The 16146-nt window shown below is 69.5% G+C and carries 15 protein-coding genes; 8 read left to right on the top strand and 7 right to left on the bottom strand.

The window, feature by feature from the left end:
* Positions 1-29 precede the first annotated feature (29 nt).
* The 7 genes from ACGFY5_RS21040 to ACGFY5_RS21010 form a co-directional block, all read right to left on the bottom strand.
* A complete protein-coding gene (locus tag ACGFY5_RS21040) occupies positions 30-848 on the bottom strand; it encodes an SAM-dependent methyltransferase (RefSeq protein WP_392722034.1) in 819 nt (272 codons plus the stop codon).
* A gap of 66 nt (positions 849-914) precedes the next feature.
* Positions 915-1121: a hypothetical protein gene (locus tag ACGFY5_RS21035; RefSeq protein ID WP_392722033.1), complete on the bottom strand. Its 207-nt coding sequence runs from the start codon at positions 1119-1121 to the stop codon at positions 915-917.
* A 423-nt stretch (positions 1122-1544) separates the two neighbouring features.
* A complete protein-coding gene (locus ACGFY5_RS21030; protein WP_392722032.1) occupies positions 1545-2231 on the bottom strand; it encodes a GNAT family N-acetyltransferase in 687 nt (228 codons plus the stop codon).
* Positions 2228-3733: an APC family permease gene (locus tag ACGFY5_RS21025; RefSeq protein ID WP_392722031.1), complete on the bottom strand. Its 1506-nt coding sequence runs from the start codon at positions 3731-3733 to the stop codon at positions 2228-2230. The genes ACGFY5_RS21030 and ACGFY5_RS21025 overlap by 4 nt, the downstream gene beginning before the upstream one ends.
* 75 nt (positions 3734-3808) lie before the next feature.
* On the bottom strand, positions 3809-4510 hold the full coding sequence (locus tag ACGFY5_RS21020; protein ID WP_392722029.1) for a GPP34 family phosphoprotein: 702 nt from the start codon (positions 4508-4510) through the stop codon (positions 3809-3811).
* Positions 4507-5343, bottom strand: coding sequence for an SAM-dependent methyltransferase (locus ACGFY5_RS21015; RefSeq protein ID WP_392722028.1), 837 nt, complete (start codon positions 5341-5343; stop codon positions 4507-4509). The genes ACGFY5_RS21020 and ACGFY5_RS21015 overlap by 4 nt, the downstream gene beginning before the upstream one ends.
* A gap of 679 nt (positions 5344-6022) precedes the next feature.
* Positions 6023-6412: a hypothetical protein gene (locus ACGFY5_RS21010; RefSeq protein ID WP_392722026.1), complete on the bottom strand. Its 390-nt coding sequence runs from the start codon at positions 6410-6412 to the stop codon at positions 6023-6025.
* 311 nt (positions 6413-6723) lie between these two features.
* On the opposite strand from ACGFY5_RS21010, the gene ACGFY5_RS21005 reads away from it, so the two are divergent.
* The 8 genes from ACGFY5_RS21005 to ACGFY5_RS20970 all read left to right on the top strand — a co-directional run bounded on the left by ACGFY5_RS21005 (position 6724) and on the right by ACGFY5_RS20970 (position 16082).
* Positions 6724-7989 carry a hypothetical protein gene (locus ACGFY5_RS21005; RefSeq protein ID WP_392722025.1) on the top strand — a complete coding sequence of 422 codons (1266 nt, stop codon included), beginning with the start codon at positions 6724-6726 and terminating at the stop codon, positions 7987-7989.
* 1 nt (position 7990) lies between these two features.
* Positions 7991-8530, top strand: coding sequence for a GNAT family N-acetyltransferase (locus ACGFY5_RS21000; RefSeq protein WP_392722024.1), 540 nt, complete (start codon positions 7991-7993; stop codon positions 8528-8530).
* A 781-nt stretch (positions 8531-9311) separates the two neighbouring features.
* Positions 9312-9662 carry a hypothetical protein gene (locus tag ACGFY5_RS20995; RefSeq protein WP_392722021.1) on the top strand — a complete coding sequence of 117 codons (351 nt, stop codon included), beginning with the start codon at positions 9312-9314 and terminating at the stop codon, positions 9660-9662.
* 419 nt (positions 9663-10081) lie between these two features.
* A complete protein-coding gene (locus ACGFY5_RS20990; protein ID WP_392722020.1) occupies positions 10082-10384 on the top strand; it encodes a hypothetical protein in 303 nt (100 codons plus the stop codon).
* Positions 10381-11067: an SAF domain-containing protein gene (locus ACGFY5_RS20985; protein WP_392722018.1), complete on the top strand. Its 687-nt coding sequence runs from the start codon at positions 10381-10383 to the stop codon at positions 11065-11067. The genes ACGFY5_RS20990 and ACGFY5_RS20985 overlap by 4 nt, the downstream gene beginning before the upstream one ends.
* A complete protein-coding gene (locus ACGFY5_RS20980; RefSeq protein ID WP_392722016.1) occupies positions 11067-11972 on the top strand; it encodes a MinD/ParA family protein in 906 nt (301 codons plus the stop codon). The genes ACGFY5_RS20985 and ACGFY5_RS20980 overlap by 1 nt, the downstream gene beginning before the upstream one ends.
* Complete coding sequence (locus tag ACGFY5_RS20975; RefSeq protein WP_392722014.1) at positions 11965-15291, top strand: BTAD domain-containing putative transcriptional regulator; 3327 nt, start codon at positions 11965-11967, stop codon at positions 15289-15291. The genes ACGFY5_RS20980 and ACGFY5_RS20975 overlap by 8 nt, the downstream gene beginning before the upstream one ends.
* 68 nt (positions 15292-15359) lie before the next feature.
* The gene (locus tag ACGFY5_RS20970; RefSeq protein ID WP_392722013.1) at positions 15360-16082 is read left to right on the top strand and encodes a bifunctional DNA primase/polymerase; all 723 of its coding nucleotides are present in this window, start codon (positions 15360-15362) and stop codon (positions 16080-16082) included.
* Positions 16083-16146: the final 64 nt, after the last annotated feature.

Here is a 16146-nt window from a genome sequence, read left to right as displayed (position 1 = left end):
TCGGGCTTCCGGCACCTCGCGCGGTGCCGCTATCCGGCGATGCGGGCGACGGCTGCCCAGGCGGCGGCTTCGGCCAGCGGCACCGGCTTCAGGTCGTCGGTGGGGTCGCGGCGCCACTCGCTGGTGGGGACGATGCCGGGCTCGATGACGTGCAAGCCGGTGAGAAGCTCGGCGACATCGGCCCGGCTACGGGGATGAAACGCGCCCAGTTGCTCGGCGGGTAGCTGCTCCAAGCCGCGATTGACCACAGCGGGTTGGTCGTCGAGGGTCGCGTGGCTGAACACCAGATACGAACCGGTGGGCAACGCATCGAGATAGGCGCGCAGCACGGCGCGCGGATCGTCGTCCTCGGACAGGAAGTGCCAGACCGCGACGGCCAGCACCGCGATCGGCTCGGTGCAGTCGAGGGTGTCCACGGCGGCGGCGAGGACACGACCGGGGTCGCGGATATCGGCGTCGAGGTAGGACGTGCGGCCGGAGGGGGCGCTGGTGAGCAGCGCGCGCGCATGCGCGAGAACCATGGGGTCGTTGTCGACATACAGCACGTGCGCCTCGGGCTGAATGGCCTGAGCGACCTCGTGCGTGTTCGGACTGGTGGGGATGCCTGTGCCGAGGTCGATGTACTGCGTGACGCCGGCCTGTGCGAGCTGGGTGATGGCGCGGCGGAGGAAGTGCCGGTTCTCCCGCACGGCGGTGAGGATCTCGGGGAACGCGGCAGCGATCGCATCCCCGGACGCGCGGTCGACAGCGAAGTTGTCTTTGCCGCCGAGCCAGTAGTCGTAGCGTCGTGCGGGATGCGCGATGGACGTGTTGATCGCGGTCGTGCCGGTGGGGGCTTCGTTGCTCATCATATTTTCCTCGGCGGGTCGGCTGACGGGGACGAAAGGTGCGGCGGCGGCACGCATCCAGCCGTTTCATGGGGAGCCGACGGTAAAGCCGTGCATCTGGACGAATTGGTCGGCGAGTCGGTCGAGGAGCAGGTCGCGCACGATCAGGGCATGACCGTGGGGATCGCTGCCACGGTGGCCCAGGGTGTGGGCGATGGTGGCGTTGATGGCCAGCTGAGCGTCGATCGCGTCCGGGGGCGTCGCGTCGAGTTCGGCCAGGGCGTTGAGGATCACGCTTCTGGTTAGGTCTCCGGCCATGCGGGCATGGGCGGCGTCCGTGCGTCCCTGAAGAACTCGTGCCAGTGATTCAGGGTGGAGACCGGGATGTGTGGTCGGGTCGCGCTGGTCCGGCTTCACCTCTCGGGCAGCGGGTTCACTCTCGGCGCCGTCGGGGCGCGTTGCCCGGTAGGAGCCGGTGGTGGGTTGGTGACGTCGTGAGGTGTCACCGTGCCGGGCGGCGGGGCTGGAGGGTGTCATGGAGGGGGCCTCGGTGGGTCGACGGGTGGAGTCAGTAGGCGGGCAGGGATGGCGCGGGCGGTGGTTGCGCGGGCGGCGGCAGGACGCGGTGATACACGGCGCGGCCGACTGGGCGCCTCAGGCCGGGACTGTCGGCCCGGCCCGAGGCATCGCCTGGTTGCTTGTTTCCTGCCGGGGGTGTCAGGAGGCCGTCGGGGTGGTGCGCGGGTTCCTCCACATGGGCCATAGGTCGGGGCTGGTGTTGCCGGGCAGGGTGAGTGGTTCGTCGAGATGCGCGTAGCCGTGCCGCTGGTAGAGGCGGGCACTGTCGGGGCTGGCCGCTTCGAGGTAGCCGGGGAGGCCGGCGTCGTCGAGTTCCCTGTGGTGGTGGGCGAGCAGCTTCGAGCCGTAGCCCTGGTCTTGGTAGGCGGGGTGGACGGCGAGCAGCAGCAGGTGATGGTGCTGGAGACCGCCGGGGTGGGCGTCGTCCATAACGGCATCGAGGGTGCGGAAGCGGTCGATGTGGGTTCGGCTGACGGCCCGCTGGAGTTGCTGGTCGTAATCCGGGGCCGGGGCGGCGTGGGGGTTGGTGAACCACACCGCTACGGCGAGGGGCAGGTCGCTGCTGTCGGGGCCGTCGATGACGTCGACATGTCCACGCGTGAGGGCATCGGCGATGTGGAGTTCAGCCCAGCGGCCGAAGATCTCCGACCGGTGTGCGCGTGGGCCGGGTACGAGCCAGCGGACGGCGGAGAGGTCGGCGAAGGCGGTGGCGATTAGGGCACCGAGTGCGCGGAGGTCGCCGTAGTGGTCGAGGGCGGCGCGGTGGATTGCGGCGGTGTCGACAGGGCTGCCGTTGTTGAGGGTGGATGCGGGCTGGGTGGTCACACTGTCTCCCTGGGCGGGTTGGTGGTGCGGTCGGTGATGGCGTCGGGGCCTAAGCCGATGGCGGCGTAGGTGTGGGGTCGGGTGGATCGCAGGGTCTGTGCCCAGACGAGGCCCACGGCGGCGAGCACGGTGAACGCGGCGGGCAGTGCCCAGCGCAGCGGCGAGCTGGGGTCGACGCCGAGGAGAACGTCGAAGTTCGCCAGTACCAGCAGGAGCATCACGGTGAGGGCGGCGGTGGCCAGGGCGGGGGCGATCTGGCGCTGCCATCGGGTGACGGTGGCCGCCTCGGCGGGGTGGCGGGCGAAGTAGAAGACGACGGCCACCGAGGTCAGGAGCAGCAGGACCAGGACACCGAAGCCCCCGAGCCCGGCCCACACGTAGAAGAGCTGCACGACGGGGTCGGCGTCGGTGATCGCGTAGACGGCGATGACGGCGAGGCTGAGCACGGTCATGACGTGCGAGGCGGTGACCGGGGCGCTGGTGCGGGGGCTGGTGCGCCCGAAAGCGGCGGGAAGCACGCCCTCGCGTCCGAGAGAAAACCCGTAGCGGTCGCACATGGAGCGGAACGACACCAAGGCGGCGAACATGGAGGTGACGAAGAACAGCAGCCCCAGGTCGATCAGCGGCTTGGGCAGGTAGGTCGCGGCGAGGGTGAAGATGGTTTCGGTGCCACCGGCGGCGCTGAGCGCGACGATCTTGTCCGCGCCGACCGTGACGGGCAGCGCCCAGGCCATGAGTGTGTAGATGGTGGTGGCCACGGCCAGTGAGATATAGATGGCCCGCCCGACCGTCCGCTGGCTGCGGGACTCCTCACTGAATACGGCCCCACCTTCGACACCGGCGAACGAGGTGATGGCTAGTGCCCATGCGGCGCCCATCCCAGGGTCGGCCAGGTGCACTGGGGACAGGGCACTGAAGGTGACGGTGCCGCCGTCGGCTGGGTGCAGCAGGAACGCGACCGCGTACACCACGGCGATGAGGATCTCGCCGAGAAGCAGGTAGCCCAGGATGCGGCTGGCGATCGACACCTGCGCTAAACCCAGCGCCGACGCGAGCACGGAGGCGCCCAGCGCCCACACCCACCACGGCGCGGAGACTCCGGCCCAGTCGCGGGCCAAGGCACCGGCGCTGGCGCCGATCGAGCCGAGCAGCGCGAACGCGAAACACGAGTAGGTGCCCCAGGCGACGAACGCCGCGCCGACCCCGATGCGCCTGCTCAGGCCGTGCGCGACCAGGGCGTAGATCGCTCCAGCGTTGGGAACCAGCCGGACCATCGCGGTGTACCCGACGGCCCACACCGCCAGCACGGCCCCGGCCACCGGAAAGACGACCGCGAGCCCGACCAGGCCGGTGACCGCGAACGCCACCGGCACCACCCCGCCGGATACCGTCAGCGGCGCCACCGCAGACAAGCTGAACGAGGCCACCCGGGAGGTCCCGAGCTTCGACCGGGCCAGCGACGCGGACACCCCGCTACGGCGCGGGGGCATGACTGTCGACACGACAAAACTCCTGTCTAAAGTGGACTATCGAGGGTGGGAAGGGCCCGTGCGAAAAGACGCGCGAACGGCCCGGTGCTACGTGGGGATGGTGACGGCTCGGGCGGCTGCTGCTGCGACCTCACCCACCAGCGCCCGCAGCGGTGGGGGCAGCCCTCGCGTGCACCACTCCACGTACTCGGCAGGGCTCTGGTGGTGGCCGGCGAAGATCCGCCGAGTCAAGCCCGTCGCGCCGACCAGGGCCACCAGCAGCAGATCTTGGAAGGGCGGAGCCGTGCGCTGGGTGGCCTGGTACCGCAGGCGGACGACCGGCCAGTCCGCCCGCGCGTCGACCGGGACATACCGCACGCTGCGGCGCACCCATCCCCGGTGTACCTGCGGTGCGAGGATTCCCAAGCGGGTCAGCCGCTGGGCCACGGCCACCCGCTGCGAGGCCTCCTCCGGTTCCCGCCGCGCCAGGTATTCCAGCCAGGTCCGTACCTCCCGCTCGTCCGGATCAGCCAGCAGCTCCGCTAACACCTGCCGCCGGAGCACCTCCGGCGGCGGCGCACTGTCGGTCACCCACAGCTGACCGGCCTCCACGCCCAGGCGTTGGTCGACGACGAGCTCTGCCAGCAGCGCGCCCGCCAGCCCCAAGCCCAACACCCGCGGCGCCAGCGATGGCGAGTGATCGGCGCGGTCGTGCGCGACGAGGAACAGGTCATCAGCCAGATCGGGAACAGCCCGAGCCGCAAACGGCTCGATGCGTCCCGCTAACGGCTCGCTGTGTCGGTGATTCATCGGATTGGGTCGGGGAGGCGGGCCACGCCGCCGTAGACGGTGCGGGTCTCGATAACCGATTCGAGTGGGTCCGGGCGCCAGTCCGACACCGGCACCACTGCGGCGAGTTCGCCATCCGCAGGCGGGACGAGGTCGTAGCCGGTGAACAGTGCCGCAATCCGTGTCGGGGTCCGCAACGTGAGCGGCGTGTCGGTGTCTTCGTACACGCCCGCAGCACCCGTCTTCTGTTCGCATTCGAGAGAATGGCCGGTCGCGTGCGAGATCACGAGGTGGCTGCCGGGGACCAGCGCGTCGCGGTAGGCGTCCAGAATCGCGGCCGGATCGTCGTGGTCGGAGACGAAGTGCAGCACCGCGACCGCCAGCAGCCCGACGGGGTGGCTGAAGTCAAGCAGGTCGAGAACCTCCGGGCTGTCGAGGACATGGGTGACGTCCCGCAGGTCGGCCTCCACGACCGCTACGCCGTGCAGGCCGTCCAGCAGCTGGTCGGCATGCGTGACGGCGACCGGGTCGCAGTCCACGTAGACCACGCGGGCGGCCGGATTCATGCGCTGAGCCAGCTCATGGACATTGCCGACGGTCGGCAGCCCGGAACCGAGATCGAGGAACTGGGTCACGCCCTGGTCGAGCAGATGAGCCACGGCGCGGCGCAGGAACGCCCGGTTGGCCCACACATCGCTCTGCGCCGACGGAATAGCGTGCAGCAGTGCGGTGGCGGCTTCCCGGTCAGGCCGGAAGTTCGTGGAACCACCGAGGAAATAGTCGTAAACGCGGGCCGCGCTCACCGGAGTGCTCGCGGACCCACGCAAGCGGCGCGGTATCCGGGCAGCAGGCATTCGGGGTCTCCAATCAAGGTCAGGCCGCGCACGCCTGGCCCTTCGCTAAAGGCTGATGAGGCAGTTCAGGGCGTCACGGTGAGTGAGGTAGTCCCGGCACGGCCAGGACTGCTGACACCGGCCGCAGACCCCGGGATCCCCGTCGCCAGGGACGTGGAGATCGGTCGCAGCGCACGCCGCACCCACGTACTCGGCCTCGGTCGCGTGCATAGCGCCGTCGCGCCCGGTGCAGTCCCTCACCGAGAACTCACCGGACGGAGGACCGGGCCTTCAGCGAGCTGACCACGGCGCGCGGCCAGCCGCACCCGGGTCGCCCACTGAACACATGGACACGGATACGCGACCGTACCCACGTGCGGACCCGCGCACGCCAGCGGATCACCCCGGCGCATGACGTGCTCGCACTCCAGACGCCGAGACGTCTCCAGATCCCCGGCGTAGTAAGGCCCCCGCGGACGGCGGTACCAGGGATTGACTCCCGTCCCGCGGGCGCGGAGGCGGCGCACCCGGAAAAGGCCGCCACCTCCGCACCCTGATCTCCCACCGAAGCGCGGGCCAGGCCGGTGGGAGTGCTCGGACGGAACAGCGGAGCCGAAGGGGAAGAGGTTCACGGTTGCGCTCCTATCCGATCAAGGGAAGGGAAAGGCGGATCAAGAAATGTGTCTGGCGCGGGGAAAACTTACGGATCGTCTAGTTCTGTGGGCTTCGTGCCGCGGATCCGTGTCCGACAAATCTGCGGCTCTGAGCCGGTCGGGTTCACCGAAGACATACAGGACGCCGGGGTCAGTGCGCTCAGCAGCGAAGCGAATCGCTGCATTGTCGTGTCGTCCAACTGGCGTAGACAGAGGAGGGTCATGAGATGTCCCGACCATCGCAGCCACTGCTCGTCGGTGGGGGTGAAGGGCTGACCATGCGCGGCGTCCAGATCGGTGATCGAGCCTGCGCTGGCGCTGCCCAGCATCGGCGCGAACATCAGCGTCAAGCGTTCGACTAGAACCTCTGCGTCTACCGAGTCGTAGAAGCATACGAGTTCCTCGTCTGCGGCCAGACGTTCGACCAGTTGCTGCATACATTGTCGCAGCCCAGCCTCGCCACCGATCGCGTGGTAAGGGCTGCCCTCAGCACACATGGCAACAGGCTCCTTCAGTCTGATCAGGGGGAAGCGCTACCGCCTCCGCCATGCAGTTCAATGACAGTGGTGATCAGCTATTGAAGGGAATGGCCAACGGCCGCCGTTGACTCGCACGCACCCTGACCAAAACGCTCACGAGGATTCCCACGAGCGGGCGGCGCTCCGCTGCTGCGCCGGTTTAGCGTGATCGCAACCAGGCGGAGGGAGCAGGCATGGGACACGCCCGCAACGCTCGTCTCGCTGCCCGCATGGCCGAGCTGGGCTTCACTCGACTGGGCCTCGCCGAGGAGGTCAACCGCGTCCTTAAGGCGCGCTCGCGGGCTGGTGCGCAGGGGCTGTCGTACGCGACTGCCACCGAGAGGTGGGTCTACCGTCTCCTGGCCGGCCAGACGCTCTGGCCACGGGCGAACTACCGTGGCGCGCTGGAAGAGATATTCGGCTGTTCCGCTCTGGAGCTGGGATTCCTTCCGCCCTTCGGGTATCGGGGACCGCGAAGTAGGCTGAAGATCGCCGATGCGGAGGGTGACATGGATCGACGACGTTTCCTGCTCATCACCGGCACTCTGGGCGCGGTTACAGTCGCGATTCCCGACCTCGGTGACTCGACTAGGATTGGCCTGTCAGACCTGGAACGACTGCGCCAACCGCTCAAAGAGCTGCGCGTTCTTGACCAGCGGCAGGGTGGCGCGCGGCTAGCACCTGCGGCGGCGGAGGTCGTCGCCGAACTGGGCCGGATTCTCGACAACGCGACGATGTCAGCGAAGGTCCGACGGGCCGCCTACGCGCTACAAGGCGAATATCTCGCTTCGGCGGGCTGGTTCGCCATCGACGCTGCCGACGGCGAAGCCGCAGGCAGATATCTCGACCGCGCACTGACGGTGGCTGCCATGGCCCGCGATCCGCTGTTGCAGGCACAGATCTGGAACGTTTTGGCCTGGCGGGCCAGCGAAGCCGGAAAATGGGGCGAGGTACTCACCATCGCTCAGGCGGGTATGGCCGGAGCAGGCGCACGGCGCGAGCCCCGGATAGCTGCCGCCATGCACGGGTGGGCCGCGGAGGGGTACGCCGTTCAAGGACACCAGGGCTCCGCTACTCGGTCGATCGGACGCGCCCATGACGCACTGGAGAAGGTCACCAGTAGTGACCCGCCCGCGCTGTGGTTGAACTTCGTTGACCACTCGGAGATCGACGCATTCGGTAGCAACGCCGCGCGAAGCCTCGGCCGCTATCAGGTCGCGAATGAGCTGGCGGAGCGCGCGATGCTCAGCACCCCCGAAGGCCGGGAACGAAACCGCGTCAGCCGGGGACTGATGCTCACGCAGGCTCGTCTTGGTCTCCGCGAAGTCGAGGCCGCGGTTGAGGCCGCTGAAGAGCCCCTGTCCAGAATGACCGCCGTCCATTCGGGCCGCGTCATTCGCCGAGCTCGGGAAATCCGGGACGAGATCGCCCAGTGGCCCGAGGTACCGGCTGCCCGGGACTGGGTCGCCCGATTCGACGCCGTGGCCTCCGCCTGACATGACCGGTCCCGTCGAGCTACGTCACTACATCGACCCGGCACAAGTCACCGACACCATTCTCGAGGTGTATGCCGAGGTCTACTCGGACCGACTTCACGAGCCATTCCGCACCCCGAACGCGTATAGCGAACGGCTGTCCGGCCATATCAAGGCGCCCAGGTGGGAATGCGTTGTCGGGTATCAGGCCGACGAGCCAATCGGTTTCGTCTACGGTGCGGGTCTCCGCCCGACCACGACCTGGTGGCAAGACATCGAGCCCGCGCCCGACGTCGATCTGGTCCAGGAAGACGGTCACCGGACACTAGGGATCTTCGAGTTGATGGTCCGCCGGCCATGGCGGAAGCAAGGACTAGCGCTCGCCATCCACGAAGAACTCATCCTCCACCGCCCCGAACAACGGGTGTCTCTCGCGGTGGCCCACGATCACCCACGCGTCCGCGCCATGTACGAGCGCTGGGGATATCAGTTCGTCGGCGTACACCGCCCGCCCGGCCCCGCCGCGCCACTGCTCGACATCATGCTCCGCGACCTCCCGTGACTCTGGCTGCGGCGCGACACGACTGCATGCCCGGTTTCACGTTCACCCGTCCCGGCCATGTCGACCCAGTCAGGCATCGACAACAGGGTTAGGGATTGACGCCCCGCGCTTCTCCGTGAAGCGACTTGACTGACCCTGACGTTGCCGACGAACGACCCCGTGTGCTGTGGGCGGCTCTCCAGCGCTCCCTCGGTCGTACTGTCGCGCCCTTACCAGCGCGCGATATCAGCTACCGTCCGTAAATCTCCGCACTTCCGTGCACGCAACTGGCTCCAGCGCCAGAAACAAATCGCTTGGCTTGCGAAATGCGTATCTGATGAAGTTCTGAGTAGACACTCCGATACGCCCGCTCTTTCACGAACACGTACTGCCTCTTGCCCGGCGATGACAGTTGTCGGTTTTTGCGCACGATCTTGTGTGTTTCCGAGGGCTTTCGTTGGCCTATTTTCGTAACGCTTCGGGTTGTCGTAGTGGCACTGTGGAGGCAGGCGGAGGCGGGGCGTCTGCGTCGCACGGGAAGGCATGGCTGGTGGAGACAGCAGTAACTCAATGGAGTCACAGGTCACGGTGCGCGGCTCAGCGAGCGTCATCTACGCCGCTTCGCCGAACGGCTGCTGTCGGCGTCGTCACGCTTCTGCTACTCGCGGCGGGATGCGATACCGGACAACCAAGCCGTGAACCGTCGGCGTCGTCGAGCGGCAGTCCGGCGGTCTCCCCAGCGGATGCGCAGCGAGACGCGCTCGCTGCATACGATGCCTACTCGACGGCCTTCTACAGAGCTGTGCAGTCCGAGACGCACGACACATCCGAGCTCGCGACATACGCAGCTGATCCGCTGCTATCGCAGGCAGTCAAAGGCATAAAGGACATCGCGGAGTACGGCGTGGTCTATCGCGGCAAGTCCACCTGGACCGCGCACGTCACGTCGTTGAGGTTGGACGCAAAGCCGCCGACGGCCGCTCTCGACGTATGCCTCGACGTAACGCAGTCGAATCCGGTGCGCATTTCTACCGGCGAAAGCGTGAAGGCACCTGGACAACTGGCCAAATACCGTCTAGCGGCGGAGGTGCGCCTGATCGACGGCCAGTGGCTCGTCATCAAGAACGATCCGCTCCGGAAAACGGCATGCTGACCGCCGCTGTCCAACGGGCGGCAGCCGGCGTCGTCCTACTCGTCACCTCGTTATGGATACCGATCGCAGCCTACGGAGCGGACGATCCGCCGGTTACTTGCCCGCTCCCGGACACCTGTGTGGTCGACGTGGAGAAGCCTGGCGATCCGCCGAAGCCACCGGCACCGGATCCTGCGCCGTCGACGGTCCCGGCCCCGCGTGAATGCAACATCGAGCCGCTCTGCGGCGACGATCCTGCGACAGCCGAGGAGGTCGCGGAGCGCGCCGTCGCGTTGCTTCCGCTCTCGGGTCCGGAAATCGGTATTGCTCCTGCGCCCGGGGGCAGCGGACTCGTGGGGTTGCCGGTGTGGTTGTGGACGGCACAGACCCCCGAGGCCTGGGGACCGATCACTCGGACAGCGACAGTCACGGGTCTGGCGGTGACAGCGACAGCGAACGCGGTGTCGGTGTCGTGGGAGATGGGTGATGGCGGGGTCGTGGAGTGCGACGGGCCGGGCACCCCATACACCCCAGACGCAGGACTGAAGGCGTCGCCGGACTGCGGCTACGTCTATGCCCGGTCGAGTCGCAGCCAGCCTGGTGGGGTGTGGACGGTGCTTGGGACCACGACGTGGGAAGTCGCGTGGCAGACGGTGGGTGGTGGGCCGTCGGGGGTGGTCGAGACGACGGCGTCGACGGAGACGACGGTGCGGATTGATGAGTTGCAGGTGGTGACCCAGTGACCCGGCCGGGAACGGAGTTGCCTTCGGTGGGAGCGTCGCCGCGTACGGAGCCGGTGGCTGCGCCGAAGGGCCGGGGTCCGCGGCAGGTCTCGCGGCGGCTGCTTCTGGTCGCGGTATTAATGGTCGCCGGAGGCGGTCTGCTGGCCGGGGTGGCGTTCGTTGCGGTGACCAGCACCGACAGCTATCTGACGGTGCGGCGTGACATTGCGGCTGGGGAGGCGGTGCAGGCCGCCGATTTGCAGGTCGTGCAGCTGTCCGGTGAGGTTCCCGCCGTTCGTGCTGCGGACCGGGGTGCGGTGGTCGGCAAGCGCGCCAGGGCCTCGTTGTGGAAGGGCCAGCTGGTGCCGCCGGGTGGGGTGACCGGCGAGCCGTTGTTGGTGAAGGGGCAGCGGCAGGTGGGGATCGCGTTGGAGCCGGGCCGGATGCCCGCTGATCGGCTCCGCCCCGGGGACAAGCTGTTGCTGGTCGAGACGCCGGACCCGAAGCTGTCGGCGGCGAAGGCGGCCGAGGCCGAGGCGGCAGCGCTGGGGCCGTGGGATGCCACAGTGGTCGGGGGCGGAAGTCACCGGGAGACCGACGGCGATCTGGTCGTGTATGTGGCGGTGGCCGATGCTGATGCCGAGCGCATCGGCAAGCTCGCCGCCGCCGGCCGTCTGGTCGTGCTCCTGCAAGGCGCTCGCTGATGGGGTTGCTGTCGCTGGTCTCCGCGCGCGGCTCGCCCGGCGTCACCACGACCGCCCTCGCCATGACCTTGACATGGGGCGCGCAGCGCATGGTGCTGGCCGAGTGCGATCCGGCCGGAGGCACCGTCCGGGCCGGGTATCTGCGCGGCGAGATGGAAGGCGAACTCGGGCTCACACCGCTAGCGCTGTCGATGCTGCGCGCCGGACCCACCCACCCGGGTCCTCCGGCCAGGCCGGGCCAGCCCCCGGCGTCGAGGCCGTTGTCGGAGATGGTGTGGGGCCAGCTGGTCGACCTGGACGCGCCGCACCGCGAGCGGCTCGTGCTGCCCGGTCTGGCCGATCCGGCGCAGTCAGCAATGGTCGCTCCGCTCTGGCCGCAGCTGACCACGGTGTTCGAGCAACTCGGCCAGCGACAACCGGGATATGACGTGGTCGCTGACTGCGGGCGGCTGCACGCCACCGCCAACATTCCGTGGCCAGTGCTGACGGCCTCGCAGCTGGTACTACTGGTGGTCCGGTCGGAGCTGACCTCGGTGAGCGCCGCGATGTCCGCGGTAGGCCTGCTCCAGCGGCAACTACGAGAGCGTTCCGGCAACGATCAGACGCTCGGGGTGCTACTGATCGGCGAGCGCCCCTACAGCGCGGCGTCGGTGGCCGAGCACCTCGGCGTACCGGTGATCACCGTCTTGCCGTACGACGTGAAAACCGCGACGGCGCTGAGCCGAGGCGGCCCGTACCGGCTGCGGTCGCCGTTGATCCGCGCGGCGCTCGGCGCCGAACGGGACATCCGCCGGGCCATGCGCGCCCGCGAGACGCCGCGCGCGGTCACGGCGGCGCCCCGGCCGGGCGGCATGCTCCCACCCGGCGCGAGCGGGCAACCGGGCCAGGTGGCGCGCCGTGGCTGACCATCGGACCCGGCTGAACGGCTCGGGGGCCGCGCGGCAGGCTGGGCACCCGTTCGCGATCCGCCCCGTGGCCGATCCTCGCCCCGGACCGGTCCGGCGGGTGCTGCTCGGACTCGGCGGGTTGCTGGCGACGCTCGCGCTGCTGGTCGCGACACCGCTCCTGCTCTTGCGGTATGTGCCGCTCGGTCTGCCCGACGAGATGCCGTCCTGGTCGTCGGTCTGGGAGTCGCTGGTCAGTCCTGACGACGGGAGTGTCTTCTTCGGCGTCTTGGCGGTGGTGTGCTGGCTCGCGTGGGCCGGCCTGGCCGCGAGCCTGCTGGTGGAGATGACCGCAGCGCTCGTCCGTCGACCGGCGCCGCGGATTCCGCTGCTCGGCCCGCAGCAGTGGCTGGCCGCCGCGCTCGTCAGCGCCATCGCGCTGCTCGGATCGGCCGGGAGCTATCAGGCTGCCGTCGCGCATCCGGTCACCGCCACCACCACGACGAACACCTCCGGCGCCGACAACGACCGCGCAGCGTCCGGGGTGGTGTACGTGGTCGCCGATGGAGACCAGCTCGGCGCGATCGCCGAGCGGTTCCTCGGCGACCCGAACGCCTATCCCCGGCTGGCCGCCGAGAACACCCGCGCCGACCCGGACTTCTTATTGCCCGGGGAGCGCATTCTCCTGCCGACGACCGCGGTGGACCACGGGCCACAGCGGCATGCCACCGGGCGTCTTGGGGCCGAGGCCGCCGTGTACGTGGTGGCCGACGGGGACCGGCTCTCCGCTGTCGCCGACCGGTTCCTCGGCGACGCGACCCGTTACCCGGAGCTGCGCCGCTTCGGTGGCGTTCCGGATCCGGACGTGATCCGGCCGGGGCAACGCCTGGTGCTGCCCGCCGACGCCCGCGACCGAGGCGCCCGACCGCACGCCACCGGCACCACCCAGCCCATCCGGCCGACCGCGCCCACCCCCGCACGACCGGCACCCACCCCACCGGAACCCCCCGCACCGGCGACCCCGGCACCCACCGCGCCAGCGACCCCGGCCCCGGTGACGCCCGGTCCGACCAGCCCGGCGACCCCGCGCACACCGGCGACGCCGCCTAGCATGGGTAGCCCGTCGCGTCCGGCGACGCCGCCACCGGCCGAAGCGCCGACTCCGCATCCGGGCGATGACGGCGTGGCACCGGCGCGGCCGAGTGCGCCGTCGGCTGCGGGCTCGAGCGCGCCTGCGCCGGCGCCCGGAGCGGTCCCGGCCCCTTCCGCGTCGTCAGCCCCGTCGCCATCCCCGTCGCCATCGTCATCGTCATCGGCTCCTGCTGAGGCTGAACGGGAGGACGGTGTGGTGTTGCCCTCCGGGGTGTGGGTCGCTACCGGCGTCGCGGCAGCCGTGTCGTCTCTGCTGCTGGCGTTACGGCTGCACCGGCGACGCGGCTACAAGCCTCGCTGGCCCATCCCGGACGACCCCGCCGACGTCGAGCCGACACCCGTGTCGATCACCGTGGCCGCGCTGGAGACCGCCGCCCGCAGCGCCGCACGCACCGACACCGAGCCGCCCGCCCGCGCCGAGGAACCGCCGAAGAAACTCACGGTGCGCGTCGGCGAACGACCACAGCGGGCCGCCGACGAAGACGACGACGACTGGACACCGACGGGTCCGGCGGACGCGAGCGTGGCCGCTGCGTCCGGTGGTGGGCCGGTCAGCCTTAAAACGCTCAGCGCGATCGGCGCGGCCCTGCACGGCCCCGGAGCCATCCCGGCCGGTCGCGCGATCCTCGCCGCCGCGCTGACCGGCAACGCCACCGCCGCGCAAGAAACCCACCGCTACACGATCATCACCACGACCGCGACCCTCACCGCGCTCCTGCCTCACGGCCGGGCGCTCCCGACCCTGCTTCCGGTTCACGTCAGCGAGACTCTGACCGAGGCGATCGAGTACTGGGGCGCCCAGCTCGCGTCGCGCCGCGCGCTGCTCGACCCGGTCCGCGCCGACCTAACCGGCCCGCCCGGAACGCCAACCCCGCCGCCAGAAGACCTGGCTGAACCCGACCCGCCACCGCTGCTACTGCTGGTGGCCGGACTCGGCGAAGCACACGTCCGTATCATTCGCCAGGCCCTGCGGACCGGGCACCGCTATCAAGTCGGCGCGATCCTCCTGAACACCACCGCGCCCGCACCCGCCTACCTGGTCACCGCTGACGGCACGGCCCTCAACGGCTCGACCCGCGCAACCACCACCGCGCACCCCGCCCTGTCCGGCATCTACAGCCCGGCTCACCCCATTCGATCCGCACGGTCGGGAGCCCGGTTCTCCACCCTCACCGAGGACGACTTAGCCGCCGTCCTCGACCTGCTCACCACCACGCCACCCGCCGTCATCCAGTTCGGGCCGCCGGAACCTGAGCTGTTCTCCGCGTTCCGCGCGCAACCTGCTGACACGAGCACTACGACGCAACCAGCCCCACCAGATCCCGAGCCCACACCCACCAGCACGACCTCCACCGCACCGCGGCAGAACGAACCCTTCCGCGAGGCGACCCCGCCGGCCCCCGCCGACTCCACACCCACCCGTGAAGAGGCGACCAACGCGCCGATCGAGCTGCGACTATTCGGCCGTCCCCGCTTCATCATTGCCGCGACCGGAGACACGATCAGCGGGATCCGGTCGGCCTCCTACGTCCTGGCCGCCACGCTCACCGTCCACCCCGACGGACGCACCCTCGACCAACTCTCCACCGTCCTGGCACCCGACGGCGACCCCACCGCCATCAAGGCCCGGGTCCGGACCGGCATCACCAGCCTGCGCAGCCGTCTGCGCACCGCCGTCCCCGATGGCGGAGACCAACCTGCGTTCGTCATCCACGCCAACGGGATCTACCGCCTCGACCCCGCCGTGATCACCGTCGACGTATGGAACTTCCACACCGCGCTGAAGAACGCCACGACGGTCGACGAGGACACCGGCCGCATGGGCGCGCTGCGCCGAGCCTTCGGCCTCTACCGAGGTGAGTTCGCCGAGGGCGTCGACCAGCTGTGGCTAGACCCGTACCGGGAGGAGTATCGCAGCCGCGCGATCGACGCCGCTGTGCGCCTCGCGCATCTGCTCGAACCCGGCCACCCCGACACGGCCCTGGATGTCCTCGATGAGGCCATCGCCCACGACCCACTCAACGAATACCTCTACCGCGAAGCCATGCGCATCCAAGCGGGCCAGAAGCGGCCCGATGCAGTGCGCAACACGCTGCGTCATCTGGAACACCGGCTCTTTGACTCCCTGGCCGCCGAGGTGTCGGCCGAGACCCGTAACGCCGCGAACCAGTACCTGCACTCTTCCTAACCCGCGTCGTCGAGGACGCCTGCCGTCCTCGCAGTCCCGTCCGAGCGCACCGCCCACGGTCACTGTCCGTGGTTCGAGAGACACCGAACGCGCGGGATGTGCTTCCCGCTGGAAAGGTCACCGTGGAACCGAGGAAGGACGTTGCGGTCATTGCGCGCCCCGCGCGGGCCGGAAGGGGGCCGCAGCATCGGCGCGTCCCGCTGGCCGAGGCCGCCGAGGAATACCTGTCGGCAGGGTGGTCCGTCACCCCGGGGGCCTACTGGAATCCGCAGAGCCGCACCTACCGGTGCGGACGGCCGCACTGCGACCTGAAGGGACCGCACCCGGTCGACGCGACCGCGCCGGGCCGGTGCCGACCGGAGGCAGGCGTGCGCGCCGCCCATCCGGCGCAGGTCACCGGATGGTGGCATGCGCATGGATATGCCGTGATGATGCCGACCGGTGCCCTGTCGGCGACGGTACTCGCGGGGCCGCCGGAGGTGATCGACGTGCTCGCCGGTCATCTGGAGGCCAGCGGTCACCCCGCCCCGGTCCTGGCCTACCCGTCCGGAGAGCACCAGTTGTTCAGCGCGCCGCTGGTGATCGACGAAGCCCTGTGGCTCGGAACGGCCGTCGGCCGAATTGTCCTGCACGGAGCGGGGTCCTGGGTGACGCTCCCGCCGTCCACCGTGAGCGCGGGGCGCCTGGCCTGGCTCCGACCGCCGTGGGAGACCGGGTGGCGGCTGCCGCCCTCTGCCGAGGTGCTGGCAGCGCTGCGCACGACAGCGCGCCGAGACGATGCGGAGGCGTGAATCGTCGAACGTGATGCCGCCGCAGTGCTGGGCTCGAACAGCCAGCCTGGCCCATCCGCCACAC

The organism is Cryptosporangium sp. NPDC048952, assembly GCF_043197895.1.
In the GTDB taxonomy this organism is placed as follows: domain Bacteria; phylum Actinomycetota; class Actinomycetes; order Mycobacteriales; family Cryptosporangiaceae; genus Cryptosporangium.
Note: the sequence above shows the minus strand (reverse complement) of the source record. Positions and strands in the feature narration are given on the sequence as shown.